Source organism: Aromatoleum sp. (genome assembly GCF_036675785.1).
Classification (GTDB): Bacteria; Pseudomonadota; Gammaproteobacteria; order Burkholderiales; family Rhodocyclaceae; genus Aromatoleum.
In genome coordinates this window covers 1-24,671 of sequence record NZ_JAKFEF010000020.1, presented here as the reverse complement: position 1 = coordinate 24,671, position 24,671 = coordinate 1, and the positions used below count along the sequence as shown (strand labels likewise).

Genomic DNA, 24,671 nt, shown 5'->3' with positions numbered 1-24,671 from the left:
GAAAAAGCCGTAGATAAGCCACCGGTTCACTTGTGCATGGAATGTGCCCCGTTTTTCCGCTGACGGTCGTAAACGCCTTTCTCCACAAAGCATTCCCGCCCTTTTCCTGCATTTGTCCACGACCATGAGCGCCTTGCCTGACGATCCGCGATTTGCGTGGGACATTTTCTGCAGGGTTGTGGATAACTTCGGGGATATCGGCGTCACTTGGCGGCTGGCACGAGGCTTTGCGCGCGATCACCACCTCGCGGTGCGGCTGTGGGTAGATGACTGGGAGGCGTTCTCGCGCCTGTGTCCGCGCGCCCGCGGGATGTCGGGCCGGATCGAAATCGACGGCATCGAAGTCCGGCAGTGGGGCGAGCCGTTTCCCGCCGTCGTGCCGGCCGAAAACGTCATCGAGGCTTTCGGTTGCGACCTGCCGCCGGCTTACGTCGCGGCGATGGCGGCCTGCAACCCGAAGCCGGTGTGGATCAACCTCGAATACCTGTCCGCGGAGCCGTGGGTGAGCGAATGTCACCAGCTGAGCTCCCCACACCCGCGGTTGCCGCTGCTCAAGCACTTTTTCTTTCCAGGCTTCGTTGCGGGCACCGGCGGCCTGCTGCGCGAGCCCGGGCTGCTCGCCGCCCGCGACCGCTTCCAGGCCGGTGCCGGTGCGCAAGGCGCATACCTGCGGACGCTCGGCATCGCCCCGGCGCCGGCGGGAGCGCGCGTCGTTTCGCTGTTCGCCTACGAGAACCCGGCCCTCGGCGCGCTGCTCGACGCGTGGGCCGAAAGCGATGAGCCGACGCTGCTGCTCGTGCCGGAAGGACGCGTCGTCGCCGGCGTCGCGCGTCATTTCGGCCTGTCGGCGGCGCCGGCCGGCAGTCGCTTCCAGGACCGTGCGCTCGACGTACGGATCCTGCCCTTCGTCGAGCAGGACGCCTACGACCGCCTCCTGTGGGCGTGCGACGTGAACTTCGTGCGCGGCGAGGACTCCTTCGTCCGCGCGCAGTGGGCCGGCCGGCCGTTTGTCTGGCACATCTATCACCAGGACGAGGAGGCGCACCGGGTGAAGCTCGACGCGTTTCTCGATCTCCACGTGGAAGGGCTCGACCAGCAGGCGTCGGCGGCGCTGCGCGGCTTCTGGCAGGCGTGGAACGGCCGGGGCGACGTGGCGTCGAGCTGGAAGCATTTTTGCGCCGCCCGGCCGCAGCTGCTCGCGCACGAACAGCGCTGGGCGCACACGCTGGCCGCGTCCTCGGAACTCGCCTCGACCCTGGTCCAATTTTCCAAAAACGGCGTATAATTTCGGGTTTTTTTAAGTTTTACGGCCGTTGCCGTAAGCGTTCTATTCCAGGAAACCGCATGAAAACCGCACAGGAACTCCGCTCCGGCAACGTCATCATGGTGGGCAACGACCCGCTCGTGGTGCAGAAGGCCGAATACAACAAGTCCGGCCGCAATTCCGCGGTCGTGAAGATGAAACTCAAGAACCTGCTGACCGGCGCGCCGTCGGAGTCGGTCTACAAGGCCGACGACAAGTTCGAAGTCGTGCAGCTCGACAAGAAGGAAGTCTCGTACTCGTACTTCGCCGATCCGATGTACGTGTTCATGGACGCCGACTACGAGCAGTACGAAGTCGAATCCGAGAACATGACCGACGCGCTGAAGTACCTCGAGGACGGTCTGCAGTGCGAAGTGGTGTTCTACAACGGCAAGGCGATCTCGGTCGACCTGCCGAATTCGGTCGTCCGCGAAGTCATCTATACCGAACCGGCGGTCAAGGGCGACACGTCGGGCAAGGTCATGAAGCCCGCGAAAATCGCCAGCGGTTTCGAGCTGCCGGTGCCGGCCTTCGTCGAGATCGGCGACAAGATCGAAATCGACACGCGCACCGACGAATACAAGAACCGAGTGAAGTAAGCGGTCACCGCCGCCGCCGCATGGGCTCCGAAAGGAGCCCTTTTTTTTTCGGCTGCGTGCGCTGGCGCCTACATCCGGCGCGGTACCGGATATTTCCGGCTGAACGCGGCATAGATGCGGCGGAGGTCCTTCTCGTGACCGAGCTGATCCCGCCTGGCCGCGTCCTCGATCAGCGCACGGTGCATCAGGTGCAGTTGCCAGATCCCGCGCATGTCGGCGAGCAACTGGTTGCCGAGCTGCGCGGCGAGCATCGCCGGCAGGCGCTCGTGCCGGGCGATGACGTCGATGGTGTCGCTGTCGAGGTCGATGAAGTCGAGGCAGTCGGTCAGGCTGAGCATTGTTGTCTCCTCTGAAGTGGACGACGCGCCATTTTGGTGAGGTCCTGCACCACGACGGCGCGGTTCGCTTCGGCGGCTTCCGGTTCCGACGTCGAGAGTCGACGGCCGTGAAGTCTCAAGTATTTGTATTGTCGAACATTTCTTGCCGCTTTGGAACGCTTTCGGCGCCCGATCGGGCGCCGCGGTGAACAACGACGCAAGGGGTGTGCCCTCGAACCGGTCGATGTCCGGGGAACCGGCACGTCGGTCGGCCGGTCCCGCGTATCGAAGCGTCGGGTGCATGCCGCAGTTGCGTGTCGCGGCGGCGAACAGGAACTTCAGCTCGCCGGTGCGTCGCCTCGTCCGCGCCGACGGACCGTTAGAATCTCTCGCCTCCGTCTGATCGTCCCCCCAACCCGAGTCCCCCTCATGTCCGACCGCATCCGCATCTTCGGCGCGCGCCAGAACAATCTGAAGAACCTGACGCTCGACTTCGCGCTGAACGAGATCACGGTCGTCACCGGGGTGTCGGGCTCGGGCAAGTCGTCGCTCGTGTTCGACACGCTGTACGCCGAAGGCCAGCGCCGCTACGTCGAGACCTTCTCGCCGTACGCGCGGCAGTTCCTCGACCGGATGGACAAGCCGCAGGTCGACCGGATCGAAGGCGTGCCCCCGGCGATCGCGATCGACCAGACGAACCCGGTGCGCAGTTCGCGTTCGACGGTCGGCACGATGAGCGAGCTGACCGACCACTTCAAGCTGCTTTACGCGCGCGCGGCGCGCCTGTACTGCCGCGGCTGCGGCCGCGACGTCTGCCGCGACGACCCGGACAGCGTCCACGACGCGCTCGCCGGGCGCTGCGCCGCCGGGGACCCGCGCCTCGTGCTGACGTTCGAAGTGCCCGTCCCGGCCGGTTTCAGCGACGCGGAAATCGCCGAACTCCTCGGCCGCCAGGGTTACACGCGGATTCACGCGCGCGAAACGCTCGCGTCCGGCGACGTGCTGCACGTCGTGCAGGACCGCTTTCGCCTGTCGAACGCCGGGCGGCCTCGCGCGCTCGAAGCGATCGAGACCGCGATGCAGCACGGCCACGGGCGGCTCGCGGTGCGCGCGCAGCGCGACGATGGCGAGTCGGTGTGGCGCTTCAGCCGCGACCTGCACTGCGCCGACTGCGACATCGCCTACGCCGATCCGACGCCCGGCCTGTTCTCGTTCAATTCGCCGGTCGGTGCGTGCGAGACGTGCCGCGGTTTCGGCCGCGTCATCGGTGTCGACTTCTCGCTCGTGATTCCCGACGAGTCGAAAACGCTCGCCGAGGGCGCCGTCAAACCGTGGCAGACCGCCAGCTACCGCGAGTGTCAGGACGACCTCGCGAAGATGGCGAAGAAGTACGGCGTCGCGATGGACATTCCGTTCCGCGACTTGCCGCCCGAGGACCGGCGCTGGGTGCTCGAAGGCGACCCGGAATGGAAGAGCTGGGAGGCCTCGTGGCCGCGCAAGTGGTACGGCGTGAGGCACTTCTTCGACTGGCTCGAGACGAAGGCGTACAAGATGCACATCCGCGTGCTGCTGTCGCGCTACCGCAGCTACACGGAATGCCCGGCGTGCAAGGGCGCACGGCTGAAGCCGGAAGCGCTGCTGTGGCGCCTGGGTGAGCGGAGCGGGTGTCTCCCGGCAGAAGCTGTTCCCGAGAATGTTCAGGCTGCCCCGCAGCAGGCCGCCGACGCGGGGACTTCCGGAGCGAGGCGTCCGCCACGCGTCCAACGAGCCCCGGAAGCCCCGGTGGCGGCGGCGGATTCGCGCCCCGGAACCTCGCCCGCGGAGCGCGCCGGCCCAATTCCACGACCGGATTTGCCTGGCCTCGCGATCCACGAGCTGATGGCGCTGCCGATCGGCCGCGTGCGCGACTTCATCACCGACCTCGACCTGCCGGGCGGCGTCGACGAGGCCGCGGCACTGCTGCTTGGCGAGATCCGCAGCCGCCTCGACTATCTCGCGAACGTCGGTCTCGCGTACCTGACGCTCGACCGCCAGTCGCGCACGCTTTCCGGTGGCGAAGTGCAGCGCATCAACCTGACGACCGCGCTCGGCACTTCGCTCGTCAACACGCTGTTCGTCCTCGACGAGCCGTCGATCGGCCTGCACCCGCGCGACATCGACCGCATCCTCGGCGTCATGACGCGGCTGCGCGACGCGGGCAACACGCTCGTCGTCGTCGAGCACGATCCGCAACTGATGCGCGCCGCGGACCGCCTGCTCGACATCGGCCCGGGCCCCGGCGAGCGCGGCGGCGAAATCGTCGCGTACGCGCCACCCGCCGAACTCGCGGCCGATCCGGCGTCGCTCACCGGCGCCTACCTCGCGGGTCGCAAGCGGGTCGATGCGGGGAGACGGATGCGGACGGTCACCGACGACGTCCCGCTGCTGCGCCTCGTCGGTGCGCGCGAGCACAACCTGCGCGAACTCGACGTCGCGTTTCCGCTCGGCCAGCTCGTCTGCGTCGCCGGCGTGTCCGGATCGGGGAAATCGACGCTGATCCGGGACGTGCTGTACCCGGCGCTCGCGAAGCAGTTCGGCGCCGCGGCCGAGGCGCCGGGCGCGTTCGAGCGGCTCGACGGCATCGAACACCTCGCCGGCGTCGTGATGGTCGACCAGTCGGCGATCGGCAAGAGCGCGCGCTCGAACCCGGTCAGCTACGTCGGTGCGTGGGACGCGGTCCGCGCGCTGTTCGCCGCATTGCCGGACGCGAAGAGCCGCGGCTACACGCCGGGCACATTCAGCTTCAACGCCGGCACCGGGCGCTGCCCGACCTGCAACGGCTCGGGTTTCGAGCATGTCGAGATGCAGTTCCTGTCCGACGTGTATCTGCGCTGTCCGGACTGCGACGGCCGGCGCTACCGCCCGGAAGTGCTGGAGTTGCGCTGGCGCGGCAAGTCGGTGTCGGACGTGCTCGAGCTCACCGTCTCCGAAGCGCTCGCGTTCTTCGCGGACCAGCCGCCGGTGCGCGACGCGCTTGCGCCGCTCGCCGACGTCGGCATCGACTATCTGCGGCTCGGCCAACCGGTGCCGACCTTGTCGGGCGGCGAGGCGCAACGCCTGAAGCTCGCCGGCCACCTCGTCGAAGCCGCGAAACTCGCGGGGAAGAAACCGCGGGCAGGGCGCAGCGATGCGCCGGGACGCCTGCTGTTCCTGTTCGACGAGCCGACGACCGGGCTTCATTTCGAGGACGTCGCGACGCTGCTGCGCGCGTTCGACAAGCTGCTCGACGCCGGCCACGCGCTGATCGTCATCGAACACAACCTGGACGTGCTCCGCGCCGCCGACTGGATCGTCGAGCTCGGCCCCGACGGCGGCGAGGACGGCGGACGGCTCGTCGCCGAAGGGCCGCCGGCGTTCGTCGCCGCGTGCGAAGCGTCGGCGACCGGGCGCGCGCTGCGCGAATACGAGCACGACATCAAAGGAAATAGGGGACAGACCCCGATTTCTCCCGGGAAATCGGGGTCTGTCCCCTATTTCGAGGCCCCCCATTTCGAGGCCGCCGAGCCGGTCGCCCGCTACCGCGCCCTCGCCGCGCCCGCGATCGAGATCCGCCACGCGCGCGAGCACAACCTGAAGAATGTCAGCCTGTCGATCCCGCGCGACCGCTTCACGGTCGTCACCGGCCTGTCCGGGTCCGGCAAATCGACGCTCGCGTTCGACATCGTGTTCGGCGAAGGCCAGCGCCGCTATCTCGAATCGCTGAACGCGTACGCGCGGCAGTTCGTCCAGCCGGCGGCGAAGCCCGACGTCGACGCGCTGTTCGGCATCCCGCCGACGGTCGCGATCGAGCAGCGCACGAGCCGCGGCGGCACGAAGAGCACGGTCGGCACGCTGACCGAAGTGCAGCCCTTCCTGCGCCTGCTGTACGTGAAGCTCGGCACGCAGTTCTGCCCGCAATGCGACGTGCCGGTGTCGCCGCAAAGCTTCGACGCCATCGCCGCGCAGATCCTGCGCGATTTCCGCGGCGCGTCGGTCGAGTTGCTCGCACCGCTGGTGACGAACCGCAAAGGCCTGTACTCCGCGCTCGCGAAATGGGCGAAGGGCAAGGGTTATTCGCAACTGCGCGTCGATGGCGATTACCTGCCGACCGCGAAATGGCCGCGCCTCGACCGCTACAAGGAGCACACGATCGAGCTGCCGGTGGGGATGACGGTCGTCGCGCCCGAGCACGAGACGGTGCTGCGCGCGCACCTCGCCGATGCGCTCGAACATGGCAAGGGCGTCGTCCGCGTGCTCGAGCTCGGCAAGGTCGGCGCGGCGCTGACGACGTTCTCGACGCTGCGCGCCTGCCCGTGCTGCGGCGACAGCTTTCCGGAGCCGGATCCGCGCCTCTTCTCGTACAACGCGAAGCACGGCTGGTGCCCCGCGTGCTACGGCACCGGACTGTCGATCACCGGCCGCGTCGAGGATCCCGATGCGCTCGACGTCGCGGAGCCGGACGATGCGCTCGCCGACGGCGAAGTGTGCGGCGTGTGCAGCGGCGCCCGCCTCAATCCTGTCGCGCGCGCGGTGCGCTTTCGCGGCCTCGGCATCCACGAGCTGTCGGCGCGGCCGGTCGAGGCCGTTGCGGCGTTCTTCGACACGCTGCGGCTCGAAGGCCGCGAGGTCGATATCGCGCGCGACCTCGTCGCCGAGATCCGCGGCCGGCTCGACTTCCTGCAGCAGGTTGGCCTCGCCTACCTCGCGCTCGACCGCGGCGCGCCGACGTTGTCCGGCGGCGAGGCGCAGCGCATCCGCCTCGCTGCGCAGCTCGGCTCGAATCTGCGGGGGGTCTGCTACGTGCTCGACGAGCCGACGATCGGCCTGCACCCGCGCGACAATCGCCTGCTGCTCGATACGTTGGAAGCGCTGCGCGACCGCGGCAACACGCTGCTCGTCGTCGAGCACGACGAGGAGACGATCCGCCGTGCCGACCACGTCATCGACCTCGGTCCCGGCGCCGGCGTGCGGGGCGGCAAGGTCGTCGCGCAGGGCCACCTCGACGACCTCATCGCGTCGCCCGAGTCCGCGACCGGCGCGTACTTGCGCGCGCCGCTGCGGCACCCGCTGCACCCGCGCCGCGCGGTCGAGGACGCCCACCCGTCGATCGTCGTCCGCGACGCGCCGCTGCACAACCTGAAGTCCGTCGACGCGCGCGTGCCGCTCGGACGGCTGACCGTCGTCACCGGCGTGTCCGGCTCGGGCAAATCGACACTCGCGCGCGACGTGATCCACGCGAGCCTGCGTGCGCGGCTCGGCGACCCGGATGCGCAGAAGGCGCGACGCCGCGGCGTGCCGCAGACGAGCGACGCGGCGCCCGTCGGCTGCCGTGCGATCGACGGCTGGGAGGCGGTCGGGCGCGTGCTCGAAGTCGACCAGACGCCGATCGGCAAGACGCCGCGCTCGTGCCCGGCGACCTACGTCGGCTTTTGGGACACGATCCGCAAGCTGTTCGCCGAGACGTTCGAGGCGAAGACGCGCGGCTGGAATGCGTCACGCTTCTCGTTCAACACCGGCGCCGGCCGCTGCCCGGTCTGCGAGGGTCAGGGCCAGACGACGGTCGAAATGAGCTTCCTGCCCGACGTCAAATTGCCATGCGATGCGTGCGGCGGCGCGCGCTTCAATCCGGAGACGCTGACGGTGCGCTGGCGGGAGAAAACGATCTCGGACGTGCTGGCGATGCCGATCGACGAGGCGGTCGAGTTCTTCGCTGCGCATCCCGCTATCGCGCATCCGCTCGCGCTGCTGCAGGACGTCGGGCTCGGCTACCTGACCCTCGGGCAGCCGAGCCCGACCTTGTCGGGCGGGGAAGCGCAGCGGATCAAACTCGTCACCGAACTCGCGAAAGTGCGCGGCCGCGCGGGCGAAGCGGCCGCGAGCGGCGGACGCCCGCTGCCGCCCGAGAAGCACACGCTGTACGTGCTCGACGAGCCGACCGTCGGCCTGCACATGGCCGACGTCGACAAGCTGATCCGCGTGCTGCACCGCCTCGCGGACGCGGGCCACACCGTCCTCGCGATCGAGCACGACCTCGACGTCATGGCCGAGGCCGACTGGCTGATCGACCTCGGACCCGAAGGCGGGGACGGCGGCGGAAGGATCGTCGCGCAGGGGGCCGTGGCCGTGGTCTGCGCTGCCGACGGATCGCATACCGGCCGCATTCTTCGGGAATTTCTCGCGACGCGCGCGGTATAAACCGTGTCATCGGGACGCCGCCCGCGTGGGCGGCGGATGTTGGATCAGGGAGGAAATCCGGGCATGAACGAACACCTCATCCGCGTCTGGGATCTGCCGACGCGCGTCGCGCACTGGTCGGGCGTCGCGCTGTTCGCGGCGGCGATCGTGACCGTGAAGATCGGCGGCAACGCGATGGTATGGCATGGCCGGGTCGGGCTCGCGCTGCTCGGCCTGGTCGTGTTCCGCATCGTCTGGGGCCTCCTCGGCTCGACCTACGCGCGTTTCGCCGACTTCGTGCCGCGGCCGCGCGCGGTCGCCGATTACCTCGCGGGCCGCTGGCGCGGCGTCGGCCACAATCCGCTCGGCGCGCTGTCGGTCCTTGCGCTGCTCGCCCTCGTCGCGTTCCAGTCGTCAGCGGGACTGTTCGCGAACGACGACATCGCGTTCTACGGCCCGCTCGCGACGCTGGTGTCCGACGAGTTCGGCGCGCTCGCGAGCGGCTTGCACCGCCAGGCCGAATGGCTTCTGTACGCGATGGTCGGTCTGCACGTTGCCGCGGTGATGTTCCACGTGCACGTGAAGAAGGACAACCTGATCGTGCCGATGATTACCGGATTGAAGCGCGTGCGCGACCCGGCGATCGACAGTGCGCGCGGCGGCGGCATCCAGGCCTTCGTCGTGGCGCTCGCGATCGCGGTCGCCGCGGTATGGGTTGCCGCGGGCGGCATCCTGCCGCCGCCGGAACCTCCGCCGCCGGTGCCGGGCTGGTGAAGGCAACGCGGCGCCAGGAGAGAGGCGGGACGGGCTTCGCGCGAGAACCGCTGCCCCGGCTCCGGCCCTGCACCCCGACCCGGGTCGTCACGGCGGCGGAGCGGAGGGCGCGAGAGTCCCGCACAGATAGAAATAAGCCGCCCGGACGGGCGGCTGCAGCGCTTGCTCGCGAAGCCGCGGTTCGCGCTTATTCCTCGAGGCGGTACTTGTCGTGGCAGGCTTTGCACGCCTTGCCGACTTCGCCGAACTGCGTCTTGATCGCCGCCTGATCGCCGCTTACGGCGACCTGCTGCAGCTTGTTCGCCTGCTGCACGAAATTCACCGCGATCTTGCCGACTTCGTCCTGCTCCTTGAAGAAATCGGATTTCACGCGGGTTTCCTTCCAGCCCTTGCCCTTGTCGGTGCCCGGTGCGTACAGCGCGCCCATGCCCGAGTTCGCCGTCGCGGCGATCAGGTTGGCGGCCGCGGCGACCTGGTCCTTGTTGTACGGCGCGGTTCCTTCGACGACCTGCGCCTTGATCTTGCCCATGTTCCAGGCCATGAAGCTGTATCCCGACTGGCGATACTTGATCAGGTCTTCGGGTTTCGTCTGCGCCTGCGCCGACGCGCTCGCGGCGAGCGCCAGCGCCGCAAGGCTGACGCTCAGGTGCTTGAGGCTTTTTCTCATTCTCGGTCCCATTGGAAGTTGGTGGAAGGCCGGCAGCCCGCGCGGGCCGTCGCCGGAGATATCTCGGGAAGCTGGAGTTTCGGCGAGATTGGTCACGGGGAAAAGACGGATGTGACCGAGGTCACGAACGGCACGAGTTCGTCGGGCCATGCAATCGGCAGAAAACGAGGGCAGGGGAACGGCATGAGGCTTCCCCGACCCGCGCGGCCCCGCGAGCCGCTCCCAGCCGGGTCACCGGCTCTACGTTTCGGGGTGCCTCGACATCCGGATTCGACGTAGGTCGGCGTGAGCGAAGGCGAATGCCGACGCGAAAAGCGTCCGGAAGCGGCGAGCGCGGCGTCCGCCGCGCTCGACCCGTCAGGCGCCTGTTCAGTCGATCCGCACCGGGACGAAGATGCGCGTGCCGCCGCGCTGCACGAGCAGCGCGAAGCGGTTCCCTGCTTTCTCGAGCAGATTGCGGAACGATGACGCGTTCGTGACCGGCTGGTTGTTCAGCGCGAGGACGACGTCGCCCGGTTGCAGGCCCGCGCGTTCGGCCGGCCCGCTCGCGCGCTCGACGACGATGCCGCCGCGCACGCCGAGCTGCGCGGCCTCCTCGGGCGTCAGCGGCCGCACGACGAGGCCGAGCTTGCCGCCGGCGTCCTCGCCGCCGCCGTTCGGGCCCGCCGGCCCCTCGGCGATCGCCTCGTTGCTCATCTCGCCGAGCGTCGCGGTCAAGCTGCGGCTGCGACCGTCGCGCCACACTTCGAGCTTGACGGCGGTGCCGGGCCGCTTGTCGCCAATGATGCGCGGGAGGTCGGCCGAGTCCTTGACCTTCGTCCCGTCGACGCCGAGCACGACGTCGCCCGCCTTGAGGCCGGCCTTTTCCGCCGGACTGCCCGGCTCGACGTTCGACACGAGGGCGCCGGTCGGCTCCGAAAGCCCGAACGACTGTGCGAGCTCGCGATCGACGCCCTGGATCGTCACGCCGAGCTTGCCGCGCTGGACGCGGCCATACTTGATGATCTGGTCCTTGACGTTCAGCGCGACGTCGATCGGAATCGCGAACGAGATTCCCATGAAGCCGCCCGAGCGCGAGTAGATCTGCGAATTGATGCCGATGACTTCGCCGGCGAGGTTGAAGAGCGGTCCGCCGGAATTGCCCGGGTTGATCGCGACGTCGGTCTGGATGAACGGCACGTAGTTCTCGTCGGGCAGGCGACGCGCCTTCGCCGAGATGATGCCGGCGGTGACCGTGTTGTCGAAGCCGAACGGCGAACCGACCGCGAGCACCCATTCGCCGACCCGCGCCTTCTCCGCGTTGCCGGTGCGCACGACGGGCAGGCCGCTCGCGTCGATCTTCAGCAGCGCGATGTCGGTGCGCAGGTCCTTGCCGATGACCTTCGCTTTGAACTCGCGCTTGTCGGTCAGCCGCACCGTGACTTCCGACCCGTCTTCACCGACGACGTGCGCGTTCGTCAGCACGTAGCCGTCGCCGCTGACGATGAAGCCCGAGCCGATGCCGCGGCTGATCCGCGGTCCGCGGTTGCTCGGCATCCCCGGCATTCCGGGCACGGGCACGCCGAAGCGGCGCAGGAAATCGTAGAACGGGTCCTCGGCGAGCGCGCGCTCGTCGGTAGCCTCCTGCCGCTGCACGACGCTGATATTTACGACCGCCGGACCGACCCGTTCGACGAGGTCGCCGAAGTCGGGGAGCCCGAGCCGGTTCGGAGAAACCATCGGCGTGGCGCTTTCGGCCGCGCTGGCCGGCGACGCGGCGAGGGTGATCCCGAGCGGCAGAAGCGTGGCGACGGCCAGGCTGAGAATGCGGGTACGCGCGCCGATGCAGCTGAAGAAGGAGGGGTTCATCGTGTTCCGGCTTCCCTGAGAAATATGCGTGCGCAAGTGGACTTTCGGGCGGCCCGAATTGTTCCCCGAACGGGTTCGGACATCAAGCCATGGTCATGGCCGGAATATTCCGGATGCAGCCGCCGGCATCAGAGGGCGATGCGGATACCGAGATGGACCTGCCGGCCGACCTCGTTCGCCGGCTTGTCCCCGATCCGCTGCTGCAGCGGACGGTTCGCGACTTCCTGGTGTTCGCCGAACAGATTGATGCCACTCAGACTGACCCTGACCGGGTTGCTGGCGATGCGCCGTTCCCACGCGATGCTCGCATCGACCGCCGTGTAGGCATCGACCTTCCGGTCGTAGCCGGGGATGAAACCGGTGCCGAAATCCACCGGCCCCATGCGCAGCACCGTCAGCATCCCTTGCCAGTCGCCGATCCGCTGGTGCCAGCTCAGCGACGCGATATAGGGCGCGACCGAGCGCGCCGCCCGCGCCTCGTCCGATTTCGCGTCGATCAGCGTGTGGCTGAAGATCACCTGGCCGTTCCTGACCGGTTCGTAACGCAACTGGTATTCGAGGCCGGTGAGCGTGACCGCTTCGGACTGGTTTTCCCAGCGGCTCGAGCCGAGCAGACCGCGGAATTGCCGGATGACGGGATTGGAAGTCGGCTCGGGCGTGACCGTTTCGCGGCGGATCAGGTCGGTCACGCGCTCGCGGAACACGCGTACGTCGAGCATTCCCTTGTGGTCGCTGCTCTGGCCGAGGTAGCCGACTTCGAACGCATCGACGCGCTGCGGCTGCAGATCGGGGTTGGAAACATGGCGCCGCAGGACGTCGCCGAGGAACGGGATCTGGACGTCCGCGTTGCGTTCGAAGAAGGAGGGGTAGCGGTACGAGCGCGAAAAACCGGTGCGCCAGGTATGAGCCGGGCTTGCGAGCCAGCTGAGTGCCACCCGCGGCACCCAGCGGGTGCGGTAGCCTTCGACGCGTTCGATGGTCGCACCGGTGTTCAGGAGCCAGTCGGGCAAGAAGCGCCATTCGAGGCTGCCGTACAGGCGCCGTTCGGACTGCCGGTGCTCGCCGCGGTCGTGGAACAGGAAGGGAGCCTCGATCGTGTCCGAACGCCACTCCGCGCCCCACGCGGCGCGGATATCCCGCAAAGGCGCCGACGTGTGCTGGAAGTGCACGGCGTCACCGACGAAGTCGGCGTTGTTATTGACCGGTATGGTTACGATGCCGACACCGGGGATCGGACGAAGCGGGTCGCCTCCGAGCCACTCGTCGCGGTACTCGTCCGCGGTGCGGGAATACGACAGCGTGATTTCCTCCTCGGCGCTGCGGGCGAGACGCCATTCGACGTCGACGAAGTTGCTGTCGTGCCGGCCGTCGCGCAGGTCGTCGGTGTTGAACGGTGTACCGGGATTGCCGAGTCCCCGTCGGCCCTCGCTCGCGCCCGCCCGGACATTGATTTCGTCATTGTCGCCAAGCCGCAGGCTGCCATTCAGGTTCGCCCGATTGATGTCGAGATCGTCGCTGATCCCCGACGTTCCGTCATCCTGCTGATGCTGCGCGGTGAGGCGCAGACCCAGCGGTCCGGCGCTGCTTGCGACCCGGGCGGTCGCATCCAACAGGCCGTCGCCGGCATTGAGCCCGACGTTGCTGCCGGTTTCGGCGCGGGGGTGGCGAGTCCGGATGTTGACGACGCCGAGAAAGGCGTTCGACCCGTATGCCGCCGAATTCGGTCCGCGCACGACTTCGATGCGTTCGATGTCTTCGACGGCGATCGGCATGCCGCTCCAGTCGGCACCGCCGGTCCCGCCTCCCGACGAAATCACCGAGCGTCCGTCGATCAGCACCTGGATCTGATTCGGGTAATCGATGCTCAGTCCGTGATACGTGACCCACTGGTCGTGCCCGCGTGACTGGCCGATCTGCATGCCGGGAACGAGGCGCAGCAGGCGGGCGACGTTGCGGTACCCGGTTGCGAGGATCAGGTCCTCGTCGAGCACCGTGACGGAGCCCGGCGTCTCGCGCAGCGGCTGCGGCAGACGCGAGGCGGTCAGCACGATCGGCAGCGGCTCGAGGAAGTCTTCTTCGGAGACTTCTGGCGCGGCGATTGCTTGTGCGCACAGCCCGGCGAGTGCGACAGGGACGAGGTAAAGCGAGCGTCGAGGCTTCATGAATCCATTCATGTTGTCGCTGTCCGCGCCGTCGCGAATGCGCAAAAAGGCGAAATTGTAACGTCGCTCTCCGGCTAGTTCGAACGATATCCCCACGGTTTCGAACGATCTGTCCGACTTTAGCAAAGAAGATCGGCGCGGTAGTGCCGCGAAGCGACGTCCCGAGTCAACCGTGCCTGAATATGACAAACGAAGTATTTCGGAAATTCGACCGGGCCCATTGTCCGGCTTCGGCCACCCCAGCTTACGACGTCCGCGCTTCGCGCAGACCCCGATATCATTCACCGGCAATGCGTTCATACGCAATGTTCAGCGCGGCGGCGATGGTCTTCGTGCTCGCCGGATGCGCGGCGAAGATGTCGACCGCAGAGAATGCACCCGAAATCCAGCTGCAGTGGCCGGCGCCGCCCGACGCGCCCCGCTATGTCTACGAAACGCAGCTCCGTTCCCCGGCCGACATCCGGCCCGAGAAGGAAGACGAGCGCGTTCGCCGCCTGCTCACGGGCCGCGGCGCGGTGTCGAGCGATCCCGTCTATCGGAAGCCTGCTGCTCTTGCCGCCCGCAAGGGGCGGATCTACGTCGCCGACCCTCCGACCGCGTCCATCGTCGTGTTCGACGTGCCGCGGCAGCGCGTTTTCCAGGTCGGCGTCCGTGAGCCGAATCAGGTCCGGAAACCCGTCTCGATCGCGCTCGACGCGAGCGACCGTCTCTACGTTCTCGACGCCGGCCGCCGCGCGGTGATGGTCTACGATTCGCTCGGACTGTTCCTGTTTTCGGTCGGCGATCCGGCGGTGCTCAATCAGCCGTCGGGCGTCGCGGTGAGCGCGGACGGACAGAAGATCTTCGTCGTGGATCGCGGCAGCCTCGAGGGGGACGATCACAAGGTCGTCGCGTACGCGCCGGATGGAAAGGAACTGTTCCGCCTCGGCCCGCGCGGTTCGGGACCGGGTCGGTTCAACATCCCGCTTTCGGCGACGGTATCGCGCGAGGGCACCCTTCTCGTTCTCGATTCCGGGAACTTCCGTGTGCAGGGTTTTGACCTGGAAGGCCGACAACATATGATGTTCGGGAGCGTCGGGACGGGTCTGGGCCAATTCTCACGACCGAGAAGCATCACGACCGGGCCCGACGGCACTATCTTCGTTTCCGACGGTTCGTTCAACAACGTCCAGATCTTCAATCGGGAAGGCCAGCTGCTGATGTGGCTCGGCAAGCCCGACCTGCGCAACGGACCCGGGCAGTTCGGACTGGTCGCGGGCATCGCGACCGACGAAACCGGCAGGCTCTATGTGTCGGACCACTATCACAACAAGATCGAGGTCTATCGCCCGGTCGGGGCGGCGGATGCACAGGCTCCGGCCCGTTGACGAACGATGCTGGCGCAGTAATTGCTTTAATGCCATCGCCTTATTTGCGTTTCATCGGAGCGGGCGCTGCCCAACAACACTCGAAGGCGGGAGCCAAGCGGTGCATTTCAGGAATCTTGTAATTCTTTCGGCGGTCGCCATCGTGCTGCCCGTGCAATGGGCGGGCGCAGACGGCGACCTGCCGACGAAGTTCTCGAACCAGGGCACGATCGGCAATACACGCCACAATCTCACCCAGCGCCAATCGAGCGGGGGCGGCCCGAGCGGCGCCAGCATGGACCAGTTTCGCAACGATTACCGCGAGGTGTGCGTGTACTGCCATACGCCGCACGGCGCCAACACGAACATCGCGGCGCCGTTGTGGAACCGTACGATCAAGGAAACGAATTACACGCTTTACAACCAGGCCAGCCTGTCGGGCACGATCAGCCAGCCAGGCGCGAACTCGCTCGCATGCCTGTCCTGTCACGACGGACAGACGGCGGTGGACTCGGTCGTCAACATGCCGGGCTCGGGCGGGTACAAGGACGCGCAGAAGACTTCCCAGGACAACGCCTTCCTGAACACATGGACCAACACCCGCGGCGGGCCGGACGCGACTTCGCATTTCGGTCTCAAGGAAGGCAAGGAATGCCTGGGCTGCCATGCACCCGGCGCCGAAATGGGGGCAGGTGCGACCAGTTTCACGACGTTCGCGCTCGGAACCGACCTGTCGAACGATCATCCCGTCGGCGTCAAGCTGCCGAGCGGGAGCGACTGGAACGTGCCGGGCGGGACGAAGGACAACATCAGGTATTTCGACGCCAACAGCGACAACCGGCTCAGCAAGGGCGACATCCGCTTCTACGACACCGGCGAAGGGCCGGAAGTCGAGTGTGCGTCGTGCCACGACCCGCACGGCGTGCCGAGCGGCGGCGCCGGATCGACGTTCAACACGACCTTCCTGCGCGTCGAGAACACCGGCAGCGCCGTCTGTCTGACCTGCCACAACAAGTAGCAGGCGCTCCGCCGGGTGCGGTTGCCGGCGAAGCGTGCCCGTCCCGGTGCAAGCGGCGTAATATCTTTCCGATATTCACTTCGACGTCGACCGGGCAGACAGGCGCGATGACTCTCACCGACCTCCGTTATCTCCTTGCACTCGCGCGCGAACGACATTTCGGTCGCGCCGCCGAGAAATGCCATGTCAGCCAGCCAACGCTGTCGGTCGCGATCAAGAAGGTCGAAGAGGAACTCGGCGTCCAGCTGTTCGAGCGCGGCGCGACCGAAGTGAAGATCACGGCGACCGGCCAGCGCATCGTCTCGCAAGCCGAAAAAGTCCTGCTCGAAGCGGCCCAGATTCCGGAAATCGCGGCCGCCGGCAAGGATCCGCTCGCCGGTCCGCTGCGTGTCGGCGTCATCTACACAATCGGGCCTTACCTGCTGCCGCGGCTCATTCCCCGGGTGCACCAGCTCGCGCCGCGGATGCCGCTGATCATCCAAGAAAATTACACGACGCGGCTCGTCGAGGCCCTGAAGCGCGGTGACCTCGACGTCATCATCCTGTCACTGCCGTTCGAAGAGGCCGGCATCGTCGCTCAGCCCGTCTACGACGAGCCGTTTCGCGTACTGATGCCGGCGAATCATCCCTGGACCGACCTCGAGCGAATCGAGCCGGAGAGGCTCGCGGAGGATCAGCTGCTGCTGCTCGGTGCCGGCAACTGTTTCCGCGACCAAGTGCTGGAAGTCTGCCCGCATTTCCGCAATGTCAGCGGGCTGCAGCGGACGCTTGAAGGCAGCTCGCTCGAGACGATCCGGCACATGGTCGCGACCGGCCTCGGCGTTACCGTGCTGCCGAGTTCCGCCGCCGACGAGCTGCCGGTGCAGAACCCGCTCGTCGCGGTCCGCCCGTTTTCCGAACCACAGCCGACCCGCAGAATCGCGCTGGCATGGCGGGTGACCTATCCGCGCAGCGGTGCGATCGACATGCTGCGGGCAGCCGTTCTCGAAAGCGGGCTCCCCGGCGTGCTGCCGATCCGACGCGCGATGGCGGAGGCGGCTCCCGCGCAATAGCGCGCTGCGGGGCCGGCGTCCGTGCATTGCCGTCGGACACGGGCGACCGTGACCGATTGCCACGCGGGGCGGTTCGAGCGGCGGTAGCGTGTGCCTTCACCGGTCTTCGGGAGGGATCATGGGCGCCCCGCTCGTCATCGTCGGAACGGGAACCGCAGGTTATGCGCTGCTGCGAGCCGTGCGCCGCGTCGATCCCCGCCTACCCGTGCTCCTGCTGACCGCGGACGACGGTCTGGTCTACGACAAGTTCGGATTCGCGTCCGCGTTGGCACACCGGAAGGACGCGGCCGAACTCGTGTTTGCGACGGCCGAACAGATGGCGCACCGCTACGGGACGACCGTTCTCACGCAGCGGCAAGTGCTGAGTGTGGACCGGGCCAGCCGGCAGGTCGTAACCGCGGGAGGTGCTCAGCCCTATCTCCGGCTCGTCATCGCGACCGGCGCCGTTCCGCGCCTCGCCCCGGCGTTGCGCGGAACGGCGGCCGGGAAGGTCCTGCGGGTCGGCGGGATCGCGGACTATGCGTACCTGCGCCATCGCCTCGTCGGCCGGAACCGGGTCCTCGTGCTCGGCGGCACGATCTCGGGCTGCGAGTTCGCAGACGGCCTGGCGCGGGCCGGGTTCGACGTCGACTTGCTCGAGCCCGCAAACCAGCTGTTCGCGGACGCTTGGCCGGGATTGTTCGCCGGGCGGATCGAGCAGGCGTTACGGGAAGCGGGCGTGCGGCCGATGATCGAGGACGGCCTGCAGCGGCTCGAACAGGGGCCGGACGCGCTGGTCGCGACGACGCTGGCCGGCCTTCATCTCTCGCCTGAGGTGGTGATCGCTGCGCTGGGGTCGCACCCTCGCACCCGGCTCGCGACCGATTGCGGACTCGCTGTCGCGTCGGGAATTGTCGTTGACGCGCGTTTCCGTACCGCCGACCCCCACATCCACGCCTTCGGTGAATGCGCGGAGTTCGAGCGACGAACGTTCAAGCTGGCGGAGGACATCGACGCGGGGGCAGCGGTCCTCGCGGCAATCCTCGCGGGCAACCTCGGGCAGATGCGTTGGCAGCCGCGAGTGCGGCATCTGCAGATCGAACGATGCGCGGCGGTGGTGTGCGAGCCGCCGCCGGTGGCGGGTGAATGGCACGAGCGCCGGACCGCGCGCGGCGTGCGTTCCGTATTCCATGACGACAAGGGGCGTCTGCGCGGTTTCGCACTTGCCGGCGAAGCTGCGCCGGAGGCGGACCGCCTCCTGAAACACGTCGTCCGCTGAGCCGACCCCGTCGCCGGGTGGTCCTTGCGTGAGTTCAGCCGGCGCTTCGCTTGCGCGCGGTCGACTTGGCGGGCGACGCGGTGTTCGCTTCCGGTTTTTCCGCGGCGGGCTTGGCGACAGCCTTGCCTTTCGCGGCGCCGGTTTTCGGCACCTTCGCTTCGAACTCGAAGCCGACCTTGCCATCCTCGCCCTGAACGAGAAACGCCGAGAACTTCCGCCGGGTCCGAGTCGACACGAAGCCTTTCAGCAAGTCGGTGCGGCCTTCGGTCAACAGCTTGCTCATTTGTTCGCGCTCGACGGGCTGCTGCAGGATCACCTTTCCGGAGCGGAAATCGCAGCTCTTTTCGGGACCGACCGATTTCTCGCACACGTAGGCCATACCGTGTTCGAACACGCGCGCGCGGCACTTCGGGCACGACCCCAGGGGTTCCTGCCCGGAAAAATCGACCGCCTCGCCGCCTTCGCCGTCGTCCTTCGGCTGGCCGAAGTCGAACTCGGGCTGGTGCTCGTCGTTGAGGCGGATTTCGGCGCTGAAGAGTCGGCCCATCTTGCTGCGGAAGCCGGTCAGCGGGCCGACGTGGCGCTCGCGCAGCAGTGTCTCGATCTCGTCGATCTCGAACTGGCGTCCGGCGACGATCTTCCATGCCGACCAGTCGCAGGCCTGGCAGGCGAACTTCTTGTAGTTCTCCTTCACGAGCCCGCCGCACTTCGGGCAGGGCGCCGACAGCGTCGCGAAATCGCCGGGCACCGTGTCAGATTCGTAGCGCTTCGCGTGTTCGACCATCTCGCGCGCCATCTCGGCGATCTCGCGCATGAACGCTGGTCGCGACAGCTGCCCGCGCTCCATCTGCGCGAGCTTGTGTTCCCATTCGCCGGTCAGCTCGGGCGACGTCAGCGCGGTGACATCGAGGCCTTTCAGCAGCGTAATCAGCGAGAACGCCTTCGCGCTGGGAATCAGCTCGCGCCCTTCGCGATGCAGGTACTGCTCCGCGATCAGGCCTTCGATGATCTGCGCGCGCGTCGCCGGCGTACCGAGGCCGCGTTCGGCCATCGCCGCGCGCAGTTCCTCGTCGTCGACCATCTTGCCGGCGCCTTCCATCGCCGACAGCAGCGTCGCTTCGTTGTAGCGCGCGGGCGGCTTCGTCACCAGCGCCTTGACGACGATGTCGTCGGTCGACACGGTCTCGTTCTGCTCGACCGCGACGAGCTGCGCGCCGCCTTCGTCGTCGGCCTTCGCGGCCTCCTTGCCATACACCGCGAGCCAGCCGGCATTCACGAGGACCTTGCCCTCGGTCTTGAACGCTTCGCCCTCGACGCGCGTGATCCGGGTCGTGATGCGATATTCCGCGGCGGGATAGAACACCGCGAGGAACCGTCGCGTCACGAGGTCGTAGATCTTCTGCTCGGCCTCCGACAGGCTCTTCGGCACCGTCCCGGTCGGGATGATCGCGAAGTGGTCGGAGATTTTCGCGTTGTTGAAGATCCGCTTGTTCGGCTTCACCCAGTCCTGTTTCGCGATCGCGTTCGCGAACGGCGCGTATTCGATCGGCAGCGCGCGCATTACGTCCTTGACGGTGCCGACGTAGTCTTCCGGCAGCGCCCGCGCATCGGTCCGCGGATAGGTCAGCGCCTTGTGCTTCTCGTACAGCGCCTGCGCGATCTGCAGGGTGACGCGGGCCGAAAAGCCGAAGCGGCCGTTCGCCTCGCGCTGCAGGCTGGTGAGATCGAACAGCAGCGGCGACAATTGCGTCGACGGCTTGGACTCTTCGCTGACGCGGCCCGGCTTGCCGTCGCACTTCGCCTTGATCGCGTTGGCGCGCGCGCGGTCCCACAGCCGGAACGCGGTCGCGTGCTCGTCGCCATCGGGCTTACGGAAGCCTTCGTCGAACCATCGGCCGGCGTAACTCCCCGCCTTGCAGCCGAACGTCGCTTCGAGCTCCCAGTAGTCGCGCGGTTTGAACTGGCGGATTTTCTGCTCGCGCTCGACTACGATCGCGAGCGTCGGCGTCTGCACGCGGCCGACGGTCGTCAGATGAAAGCCGCCGGTCTTCGAGTTGAACGCGGTCATGGCGCGCGTGCCGTTGATGCCGATCAGCCAGTCGCTCTCGGCGCGGCACACTGCAGCCGAGCGCAGGCCCTCGACGTCCTGCGCGGAGCGCAGCTGCGCAAAGCCGTCGCGAATCGCGCTCGCGGTCATCGACTGCAGCCACAGCCGCGACACCGCCTTGTCGGTCTTCGCGTGCTGGACGATGAAATTGAAGATCAGCTCGCCTTCGCGGCCCGCGTCGCAGGCGTTGATCAGGCCGGTGACGTCCTTGCGCTTGATCAGCCGGGTCAGCAGCTTCAGGCGGTCGTCGGTCTTTTCGATCGGCCGCAACGCGAAGTGCGGGGGAATAACCGGCAGGTGCGCGAAGGTCCATTTGCCGCGCTTGACCTCGTACTCCTCCGGCACGACGAGTTCAAGGAGATGGCCGACGGCGGACGAGAGCACGTACTCATCCGACTCGAAGTAATCCTTCTCCTTCGTGAATCCGCCGAGCGCGCGGGCGATGTCCTGCGCGACGGAGGGTTTTTCCGCGATGATGAGTTGCTTGCTCATGCCAATGACGGCTGCCTTGGAAAACCTCGACGGTTTTCATTTTGAGGATGATCGAGCGGCGCATGATAAGCACGCCGCCACGACCGCTGCAAGCCGCGCGGAGTCGCTACTGCAGAACGAACGCGTCTTCCCCGGCTTCGTCGGCCAGCAGTTCGTCGAGGATCAGGCTGTCGAGCGGCTGGTCCTGCTGCCACATCACCATCAGGACGATGACCTTGAAGCGGTGCAGGTTCACGCTGAATTTGGACAAGGCCATCGTGCGTTCGACGATGCGCTCGCGAGTCGTCGCGTCGAGCGCGCCGGCATTCTCGAGGAAGGCGAGAAAGCCGCGGCAGTTCGCGTCGAGCTTCGCCTGTTCCTCCGGTGCATACAGGCGGATCGAACCGGGCTGCGGCGCGCGCGCAAGCGGCGAGACGTCGGCGCGTTCGCGCAGGCCGGACAGCCACTCGAGTGCTTCGCTGATCTCGTCTTCCTCGAATCCGGCGGCCGAGAGCTTGCGTGCGAGCTGCTCGGATTCGGGACAGGCGCCGGCGTGGACGTAGTTCTCGAACAGGTAGACAAGGATGTCGAACATGGCGGCGCACCAGGGAAGTCAAAGGCGCTGGAATCGGCCTCCCGGCAGTCGGGTCAGGTGCCCGTCGAGTTCCAGTGCAAGCAGAATGGCGTAGAGCGTGTCGACCGTCAAGCCGGCCCGGGTCACCAGCGTGTCGACGTCGAGCGGATCGTGGCCGAGCGCGTCGAGCACGCGTTTTTCGTCCGCCGACGCATTCTCGAACGCGAGCTCGGCGTTGCTCCGTTCGGTCGAAGGGGCGGGTGCGCCGCGCGGCGCGCGCTTCGTCCGACCCGCCGGCGCGCGTGCTGCCCGCCTCGGCGCCGGCGGGTTCAAGTTCAATTCCTCGAGCACGTCGGCCGCGGTTTCGACGAGCTTCGCCCCGTCCCGGATCAGCCGGTGACAACCGCGGGCGAGCGGAGAATGAATCGAGCCGGGAATCGCGAACACTTCGCGGCCGCATTCGGTCGCGAGCCGCGCGGTGATCAGCGAGCCGCTGCCGACCGCCGCCTCGACGACGAGGACGCCCCGGCTTAGGCCGGCAATGATGCGATTGCGGCGCGGAAAGTTGGCCGGCAGCGGAGGTGTGCCGAGCGGGTATTCGCTGACGATCACGCCGCGCTCGGCGATCTCCAGCGCGAGCGGGCGGTTCTTCGCCGGATAGACGCGATCGGCGCCGGTCCCGATCACCGCGATCGTGACGCCATCGGGGTCGGCGAGCGCGCCGCGATGTGCGGCGGTATCGATGCCGAGTGCGAGGCCGCTGACGATGGTGAGACCCGAGCCGGCGAGACTTCGCGCGAAGGCCTCCGCGTTGCTGGTGCCGGACGGGGTCGCCGAGCGGGCCCCGACGATCGCGAGCGACGCGAGGGAAGAAAGCCGTGCCGGGTCACCCTTGACGTAGAGCAGGACCGGCGGATCGGCGATTTCGAGCAGCGCCGCGGGATACTCCGGATCGCCGAGCGTGAGGAGGCGGTTGTCAGGCTCGGCGGCCCAGGCGAGCGTCGCGTCGATACGCAACTCGTCGGGAGGGGCGAGCAGGCGATCGGCGATGTCCGCGCCGACGACCGACGCGATCGCGGTCCGGCCCGCGCCGAAGACCCGGTCCGGCAGGCCGAACGCCGCGAGCAGCGCGCGCTGACGTTCGGGCCCGACGCCGGGAACGAGCGTCAGCCGCAGCCAGGCGGCGAGATCGTCCTCGGCCCGCACCGGTCGTCAGGGCTGGCGGACGCTGTCGCCGACCGCCACCGGTCCGTCCGATTCCATCACCAGGGCGTAGGCGACGCGATCGAACACGCGGAACACGAAGGCGATGCCGTAACGCTGTTGCGGAAGTTCGAAGGTTTCCTTGCCGCCGGCTTCGTCCTTGTACACGACGCTGCCGCGATTGCGGTGCAACGCGAGCACGTGACCGCGCTCGACGCCGGCGTTGCTGCCGATGTTGAGCGTCACGACGTTGAGACGGCCGGTCTCGCTCAAGCCCTGGTGAATGCCGATCAGCCACCCCGCGAGCGGCGCTTCGGGCGCGTGCGGGACGAACGAGAAGACTTCCGGGCGTTCGCTCGCGACGAGCCGGTCGCCGACCCCGATCTCCTCGACCGCGGACAGCAGCTTCAACGTCGCCGGCCGGCCGGGCTCGGTGATGCGGGCTTGACCGAGGAATGCGGCTTCGTAGCCGAGAACCTCGCCGGTCAGCGGATCGACGAGTGGCTCGACAGGACGGAACACTTCCCAGACCTCGTTGCCGCCCTGCACGTCCTTCGCGAAGATCGTATCGCCGGCGCCGGTGAAGACGCGGCTCGCCTCGGTCGCGACCACCGTCCCCGCTTGCGCGAGGTCGGCTTCGTCGACGACGAGCGAGCGGGACAGGAAGGGCTCGATCGCCTGCATCGGAATGCTCGGCACCGCGCCATCGACGGGTTCGGAATAAGCCTGCGGGAAGCGTTTTTCGTACAGCGGTGCACCGACGCGCCGGCCGATCGACAGGTACGGGCCGCTGCGGTCGAGCAGGATCACCTGACCGGGATAGATCAGGTGCGGATTGCGGATTTCCTCGCGATTGAGCCGCCAGACTTCGGGCCAGCGCCACGGCTCCTTCAGGAAACGACCGGAAATGTCCCACAAGGTGTCGCCGCGCACGACGGTGTAGCTGTCCGGCGCGTCGTCCGCGAGCGCAGCGGGTGCGGCCCCGGCGGGCCCGGCGAGAAGCGCCGCGATCGTGAACAGGAGAGGGAATATAATGCGGATCATTGCTCGCTTCCGATTGGCCCGGACCGGAGCCCGCGGTACCGGAACACCACGCGCCGGTCGAAGGTCCAATCCGCAGTCTCGATTCTGTCTCGACTCACTTACCCGGCACGCGCGACGAGCAATGCCAAAGCATTGAAATTCTGCACGCAACGAGCTAACCCGGCAAGCATTCATGGCCCTATTACCGATACTCCGCTATCCCGATCCCCGACTCCACAAACATGCGGCGCCCGTGGCCGTCGTCGATGACTCGATCCGCCAGCTCGTCAAGGACATGGCCGAGACGATGTACGAAGCGCCCGGCATCGGCCTCGCCGCGACCCAGGTCGATGACCACCGGCGCGTCGTCGTCATCGACGTCAGCGAGGACAAGTCCGAACTGAGGGCCTTCATCAACGCGGAGATCATCGAAAGGTCCGGCGAGCAGACGTGCGAGGAAGGCTGTCTGTCGGTGCCGGGCATTTATGAGAAGGTCACGCGGGCCGAGCGCGTGCGAGTGAAGGCGCTCGACGAGCGCGGCGAGCCGTTCGAACTCGAGGCCGAGGGCCTGCTCGCGGTCTGCATCCAGCACGAACTCGACCACCTCGACGGCAAGGTGTTCGTCGAATACCTGTCGCCGCTGAAGCTCAACCGGATCAAGACGCGGCTCCTCAAGAAAGCCCGGATCACCGCCTGATGCCGGTGCCGCTGAAGGTCGCCTTCGCCGGCACGCCCGAGTTCGCCGCGGCCGCGCTCG

17 protein-coding genes are annotated in these 24,671 nt (G+C 67.4%); 9 read left to right on the top strand and 8 right to left on the bottom strand.

Features of this window, described 5'->3' with window-relative positions; translation table 11 throughout:
* The first annotated feature begins 124 nt into the window (after nucleotides 1-124).
* Together earP and efp are read left to right on the top strand one after the other, a co-directional pair.
* A complete protein-coding gene (gene earP / locus V6M37_RS04860; RefSeq protein ID WP_332671395.1) occupies nucleotides 125-1,285 on the top strand; it encodes an elongation factor P maturation arginine rhamnosyltransferase EarP in 1,161 nt (386 codons plus the stop codon).
* A 59-nt stretch (nucleotides 1,286-1,344) separates the two neighbouring features.
* The gene (gene efp / locus V6M37_RS04855; RefSeq protein ID WP_332671394.1) at nucleotides 1,345-1,902 is read left to right on the top strand and encodes an elongation factor P; all 558 of its coding nucleotides are present in this window, start codon (nucleotides 1,345-1,347) and stop codon (nucleotides 1,900-1,902) included.
* Nucleotides 1,903-1,970: 68 nt separating this feature from the next.
* Here the strand turns inward: efp and V6M37_RS04850 are convergent, their stop codons facing one another.
* Nucleotides 1,971-2,240, bottom strand: a complete 270-nt coding sequence (locus V6M37_RS04850; RefSeq protein WP_332671393.1) for a hypothetical protein — start codon at nucleotides 2,238-2,240, stop codon at nucleotides 1,971-1,973.
* 408 nt (nucleotides 2,241-2,648) lie between these two features.
* On the opposite strand from V6M37_RS04850, the gene V6M37_RS04845 reads away from it, so the two are divergent.
* Together V6M37_RS04845 and V6M37_RS04840 are read left to right on the top strand one after the other, a co-directional pair.
* On the top strand, nucleotides 2,649-8,432 hold the full coding sequence (locus V6M37_RS04845; RefSeq protein WP_332671392.1) for an excinuclease ABC subunit UvrA: 5,784 nt from the start codon (nucleotides 2,649-2,651) through the stop codon (nucleotides 8,430-8,432).
* Between the two features lie 63 nt (nucleotides 8,433-8,495).
* The gene (locus V6M37_RS04840; RefSeq protein ID WP_332671391.1) at nucleotides 8,496-9,185 is read left to right on the top strand and encodes a cytochrome b/b6 domain-containing protein; all 690 of its coding nucleotides are present in this window, start codon (nucleotides 8,496-8,498) and stop codon (nucleotides 9,183-9,185) included.
* A 187-nt stretch (nucleotides 9,186-9,372) separates the two neighbouring features.
* Here V6M37_RS04840 and V6M37_RS04835 read toward each other — a convergent pair whose 3' ends face one another.
* The 3 genes from V6M37_RS04835 to V6M37_RS04825 form a co-directional block, all read right to left on the bottom strand.
* On the bottom strand, nucleotides 9,373-9,852 hold the full coding sequence (locus tag V6M37_RS04835; RefSeq protein ID WP_332671390.1) for a c-type cytochrome: 480 nt from the start codon (nucleotides 9,850-9,852) through the stop codon (nucleotides 9,373-9,375).
* 369 nt (nucleotides 9,853-10,221) lie between these two features.
* On the bottom strand, nucleotides 10,222-11,700 hold the full coding sequence (locus V6M37_RS04830) for a DegQ family serine endoprotease (RefSeq protein ID WP_332671389.1): 1,479 nt from the start codon (nucleotides 11,698-11,700) through the stop codon (nucleotides 10,222-10,224).
* Between the two features lie 128 nt (nucleotides 11,701-11,828).
* On the bottom strand, nucleotides 11,829-13,862 hold the full coding sequence (locus V6M37_RS04825) for a TonB-dependent receptor plug domain-containing protein (protein ID WP_332671388.1): 2,034 nt from the start codon (nucleotides 13,860-13,862) through the stop codon (nucleotides 11,829-11,831).
* A gap of 290 nt (nucleotides 13,863-14,152) precedes the next feature.
* Here V6M37_RS04825 and V6M37_RS04820 point away from each other — a divergent pair, with 290 nt between their 5' ends.
* The 4 genes from V6M37_RS04820 (at nucleotide 14,153) to V6M37_RS04805 (ending at nucleotide 18,536) form a co-directional block, all read left to right on the top strand.
* Nucleotides 14,153-15,229, top strand: coding sequence for a hypothetical protein (locus V6M37_RS04820; RefSeq protein ID WP_332671387.1), 1,077 nt, complete (start codon nucleotides 14,153-14,155; stop codon nucleotides 15,227-15,229).
* 142 nt (nucleotides 15,230-15,371) lie between these two features.
* The gene (locus tag V6M37_RS04815) at nucleotides 15,372-16,226 is read left to right on the top strand and encodes a cytochrome c3 family protein (RefSeq protein ID WP_332671386.1); all 855 of its coding nucleotides are present in this window, start codon (nucleotides 15,372-15,374) and stop codon (nucleotides 16,224-16,226) included.
* A gap of 107 nt (nucleotides 16,227-16,333) precedes the next feature.
* Nucleotides 16,334-17,278 (top strand): hydrogen peroxide-inducible genes activator, encoded by a 945-nt coding sequence (locus V6M37_RS04810; protein WP_332671385.1) that lies wholly within the window; start codon nucleotides 16,334-16,336, stop codon nucleotides 17,276-17,278.
* A 118-nt stretch (nucleotides 17,279-17,396) separates the two neighbouring features.
* Nucleotides 17,397-18,536 (top strand): FAD-dependent oxidoreductase, encoded by a 1,140-nt coding sequence (locus V6M37_RS04805; RefSeq protein WP_332671384.1) that lies wholly within the window; start codon nucleotides 17,397-17,399, stop codon nucleotides 18,534-18,536.
* Between the two features lie 34 nt (nucleotides 18,537-18,570).
* Here the strand turns inward: V6M37_RS04805 and V6M37_RS04800 are convergent, their stop codons facing one another.
* The 4 genes from V6M37_RS04800 to V6M37_RS04785 form a co-directional block, all read right to left on the bottom strand.
* A complete protein-coding gene (locus tag V6M37_RS04800; protein WP_332671383.1) occupies nucleotides 18,571-21,135 on the bottom strand; it encodes a DNA topoisomerase III in 2,565 nt (854 codons plus the stop codon).
* A 106-nt stretch (nucleotides 21,136-21,241) separates the two neighbouring features.
* The gene (locus tag V6M37_RS04795) at nucleotides 21,242-21,709 is read right to left on the bottom strand and encodes a DUF494 family protein (protein ID WP_332671382.1); all 468 of its coding nucleotides are present in this window, start codon (nucleotides 21,707-21,709) and stop codon (nucleotides 21,242-21,244) included.
* Nucleotides 21,710-21,727: 18 nt separating this feature from the next.
* A complete protein-coding gene (gene dprA / locus V6M37_RS04790) occupies nucleotides 21,728-22,894 on the bottom strand; it encodes a DNA-processing protein DprA (RefSeq protein ID WP_332671381.1) in 1,167 nt (388 codons plus the stop codon).
* Between the two features lie 6 nt (nucleotides 22,895-22,900).
* Nucleotides 22,901-23,935: a LysM peptidoglycan-binding domain-containing protein gene (locus tag V6M37_RS04785; RefSeq protein ID WP_332671380.1), complete on the bottom strand. Its 1,035-nt coding sequence runs from the start codon at nucleotides 23,933-23,935 to the stop codon at nucleotides 22,901-22,903.
* 172 nt (nucleotides 23,936-24,107) lie between these two features.
* On the opposite strand from V6M37_RS04785, the gene def reads away from it, so the two are divergent.
* Nucleotides 24,108-24,611: a peptide deformylase gene (def, locus tag V6M37_RS04780; protein WP_332671379.1), complete on the top strand. Its 504-nt coding sequence runs from the start codon at nucleotides 24,108-24,110 to the stop codon at nucleotides 24,609-24,611.
* The last annotated feature ends 60 nt before the right edge of the window (nucleotides 24,612-24,671 follow it).

Bases quoted from the DNA above. Each gene is read 5' to 3' on its own strand.
- earP (WP_332671395.1), top strand. From the start codon at position 125: ATGAGCGCCTTGCCTGACGATCCGCGATTTGCGTGGGACATTTTCTGC.
- efp (WP_332671394.1), top strand. From the start codon at position 1,345: ATGAAAACCGCACAGGAACTCCGCTCCGGCAACGTCATCATGGTGGGC.
- V6M37_RS04850 (WP_332671393.1), bottom strand. From the start codon at position 2,240: ATGCTCAGCCTGACCGACTGCCTCGACTTCATCGACCTCGACAGCGAC.
- V6M37_RS04845 (WP_332671392.1), top strand. From the start codon at position 2,649: ATGTCCGACCGCATCCGCATCTTCGGCGCGCGCCAGAACAATCTGAAG.
- V6M37_RS04840 (WP_332671391.1), top strand. From the start codon at position 8,496: ATGAACGAACACCTCATCCGCGTCTGGGATCTGCCGACGCGCGTCGCG.
- V6M37_RS04835 (WP_332671390.1), bottom strand. From the start codon at position 9,852: ATGAGAAAAAGCCTCAAGCACCTGAGCGTCAGCCTTGCGGCGCTGGCG.
- V6M37_RS04830 (WP_332671389.1), bottom strand. From the start codon at position 11,700: ATGAACCCCTCCTTCTTCAGCTGCATCGGCGCGCGTACCCGCATTCTC.
- V6M37_RS04825 (WP_332671388.1), bottom strand. From the start codon at position 13,862: ATGAAGCCTCGACGCTCGCTTTACCTCGTCCCTGTCGCACTCGCCGGG.
- V6M37_RS04820 (WP_332671387.1), top strand. From the start codon at position 14,153: ATGCGTTCATACGCAATGTTCAGCGCGGCGGCGATGGTCTTCGTGCTC.
- V6M37_RS04810 (WP_332671385.1), top strand. From the start codon at position 16,334: ATGACTCTCACCGACCTCCGTTATCTCCTTGCACTCGCGCGCGAACGA.
- V6M37_RS04805 (WP_332671384.1), top strand. From the start codon at position 17,397: ATGGGCGCCCCGCTCGTCATCGTCGGAACGGGAACCGCAGGTTATGCG.
- V6M37_RS04800 (WP_332671383.1), bottom strand. From the start codon at position 21,135: ATGAGCAAGCAACTCATCATCGCGGAAAAACCCTCCGTCGCGCAGGAC.
- V6M37_RS04795 (WP_332671382.1), bottom strand. From the start codon at position 21,709: ATGTTCGACATCCTTGTCTACCTGTTCGAGAACTACGTCCACGCCGGC.
- V6M37_RS04785 (WP_332671380.1), bottom strand. From the start codon at position 23,935: ATGATCCGCATTATATTCCCTCTCCTGTTCACGATCGCGGCGCTTCTC.
- def (WP_332671379.1), top strand. From the start codon at position 24,108: ATGGCCCTATTACCGATACTCCGCTATCCCGATCCCCGACTCCACAAA.